3 protein-coding genes are annotated in these 2,263 nt (G+C 56.4%); 2 read left to right on the top strand and 1 reads right to left on the bottom strand.

Annotated elements, in window-relative coordinates:
* Window positions 1-305: 305 nt before the first annotated feature.
* Together FS320_RS51290 and FS320_RS41980 are read left to right on the top strand one after the other, a co-directional pair.
* Window positions 306-680 carry a LuxR C-terminal-related transcriptional regulator gene (locus FS320_RS51290; RefSeq protein ID WP_152718470.1) on the top strand — a complete coding sequence of 125 codons (375 nt, stop codon included), beginning with the start codon at window positions 306-308 and terminating at the stop codon, window positions 678-680.
* A 60-nt stretch (window positions 681-740) separates the two neighbouring features.
* Complete coding sequence (locus tag FS320_RS41980) at window positions 741-998, top strand: PilZ domain-containing protein (protein ID WP_152718469.1); 258 nt, start codon at window positions 741-743, stop codon at window positions 996-998.
* Between the two features lie 532 nt (window positions 999-1,530).
* On the opposite strand, the gene FS320_RS41975 is transcribed toward FS320_RS41980, so the two are convergent.
* Entirely contained in the window at window positions 1,531-1,872 is a 342-nt protein-coding gene (locus FS320_RS41975) for a hypothetical protein (RefSeq protein ID WP_152718468.1), read from the bottom strand.
* Window positions 1,873-2,263: the final 391 nt, after the last annotated feature.

The following is a 2,263-nucleotide window of genomic DNA, read 5'->3' as shown; positions in this document are numbered from 1 at the left end:
AAGCGGACAATGTTGGTAGTCTCGTTCATGGCGTATCGCTCTCTCGAAGAGGTTCTGGCAGGCTCGACACCCGCCTCGATACGCCGCCCTTCTCACACCGTCATCACCCAGTTTCCGCCATAGCTCATGAAACCAGTGCTGCCTCTCATCTATCAGCTGACCGCCATGCACTACCTCGGAAGCATGTGAGGTCAGTGCATACGAGCCGTCTTTTATTCTGAATCGCTATAGCGTTTGGAACGTCTCTAGGAGATAACGCCTGCGTCCAGGTTTTTATCCTGGCTTGACAGGATTGCGGGTGGGCAATGGCGAAGATAAAGGCAGTGATCGGGATCCCCGATGATGCGGAACGGTCATGCGCGGCCGATCGAAATCGACATCAGGGGTCTAAGCCGCGTATGGGCGATGCCTCCTCCCATGACAGGCCAACCAACACAGCGCCTACATTATTGCCGCCAGAAGCACAGGTTCTTCTCTCCTTACTCACGGGAAAGCAGAGCGCCAGAATTGCCGACGAACTGGGTGTTGATGAGCCTTGGGTGAAAGAACATATCAAAGCGATCCTACGGAAGCTAAGACCCACAAAGCCCAAGCTGAATAAATGCGGAATGGTATCTTGTAACGTCGACAAGAGTTTCTCCCCCGCGACACCACCGCGATCTCCGAGGCAGCGATTTTGAGCAAGCTCCACGCCAGCTTTGCTTCCTATGAGACCCATCCCACAGGATTGGATCTCCTGAATGAGCCCTCTACTGCCCGAACGTCGATCAAGTGAGCGGTCCCCCACCTGCTTGGAGGGATGGTTTGAGAGCGAGATGACCGGCGACCCAACTGCATGCACCGTCTGGGATCTGTCTGAAACCGGGGTGCGGCTTGTGATCCCCGCCCCCGCCGATGTTCCTCTCGAGTTCGAACTGAAGATCCCGAACGAGGGCGCTGTCGCTATGGTCCGCTTGGTCTGGACCAGCGGAAACCACTATGGGGCGCGGTTCACCTGATCGCTGAAAGCCAATTCACCACCAACTCATCAGCACCTGGTCAAGGACTGAGGGTAAGTTTCGCCCCAGAACTGTTGCTTTCCCGACAGACGGCAGATGCAAGATCGCCTACAAAGGCGTAACCGGCTCTTTCTGCCCCTACGGGCCGGACCTTGAAGCGCTCCCTTGAGATGGTGGCGCTTCTTTTTTGACCCAACTCGCCTGTTCCCCAACTTCAAGGCATGCTCTCTCCGTTCTTGACGCGGAGTGACCATGCCTTGAAGTGGAGACCCTGCGAGTAGCGCGGAGACAGGAGTTTCGCGGGAGGCCTCGGCCCCATTCCTTCTGGCTCGTTTATCCACACAAGACAGGCGGCTTCGGTGATGGGCCGTGGCTCTGGACCATGAACGGCCTGCCTCACAACGCCAAGGTGCCATGACTGGGCTTTGCCAACACCTTTAGAAAGGTAGCAGGCCGCGACCGAGATTTTTTGACTTGTGGCTTGAACGGTCGGAACTGAGGATATCCTCGCGACATGGGCCGCAATAATCGATCAGTCCGCTTGAGCCTCGCCCGGTGGCGCAGCGTTCACGGACTTCTTAGGCCGGCGAGACGATTTCAAAGCCGGGAGATCTTCAGATTGGGTTATACCCTGGCTCTCTGCACCGTCCACCGCCTTTTTCTTCCCGTGCTTGCCAGCGCTATGCGTTGAACCCTCATCGTTCCGGAGCCGTTCCAAACCCTTTTGGACGGTCTTCAAGAAGACCTCAGCAGCAGATCCCGTCTCCTGAACCACAGCGAGTTTTGTGAGCGTCCGCTCCAGCTTCTCACCGCGTCGGATAGCCTTCGCGGTCAGAACTAACTCATCACCAATGATTTTGGACTTCTTCGCCATAGGGCACCCTTCACAACATCGAGGGAACTTCGGTAGCAGCCCTATCGCACCAACAACAGTGAAGCTTTTATGACGATTTGATGACGGCAGCGCTTCAGGCGAGGCACGACGGGCGCCCAATGGCCGGATCAGCGGCCAAGGCGCTGCAGTCAGCCTGCTATGCCCCTGTCGATCCACTCAGCCGTTGGGCCACTCGTTAAATTGGGGCATGCAAACTCAGGCTGCATACTCCCCAGCCGTTTTCTTTGGCTGGTGGTGTTGCTTAGAGCGCGTTGACATTCATTTGGTCCAGATGAACGCGCTGACGAGGCAAAGGATTGACATAAACGCCCGTGGGGTCTGTTCGTAGCGCGTGGCGATGCGTCTGAAGTGCTTGATTTTCAGGAAGAAG

Source organism: Microvirga tunisiensis (genome assembly GCF_009296175.1).
GTDB classification, from domain to species: Bacteria; Pseudomonadota; Alphaproteobacteria; order Rhizobiales; family Beijerinckiaceae; genus Microvirga; species Microvirga tunisiensis.
Note: the sequence above shows the minus strand (reverse complement) of the source record. Positions and strands in the feature narration are given on the sequence as shown.

What these genes read in the sequence shown, in the direction of transcription:
- FS320_RS51290 (WP_152718470.1), top strand. Translation starts at nt 306, where the DNA reads ATGGCGAAGATAAAGGCAGTGATCGGGATCCCCGATGATGCGGAACGG.
- FS320_RS41980 (WP_152718469.1), top strand. Translation starts at nt 741, where the DNA reads ATGAGCCCTCTACTGCCCGAACGTCGATCAAGTGAGCGGTCCCCCACC.
- FS320_RS41975 (WP_152718468.1), bottom strand. Translation starts at nt 1,872, where the DNA reads ATGGCGAAGAAGTCCAAAATCATTGGTGATGAGTTAGTTCTGACCGCG.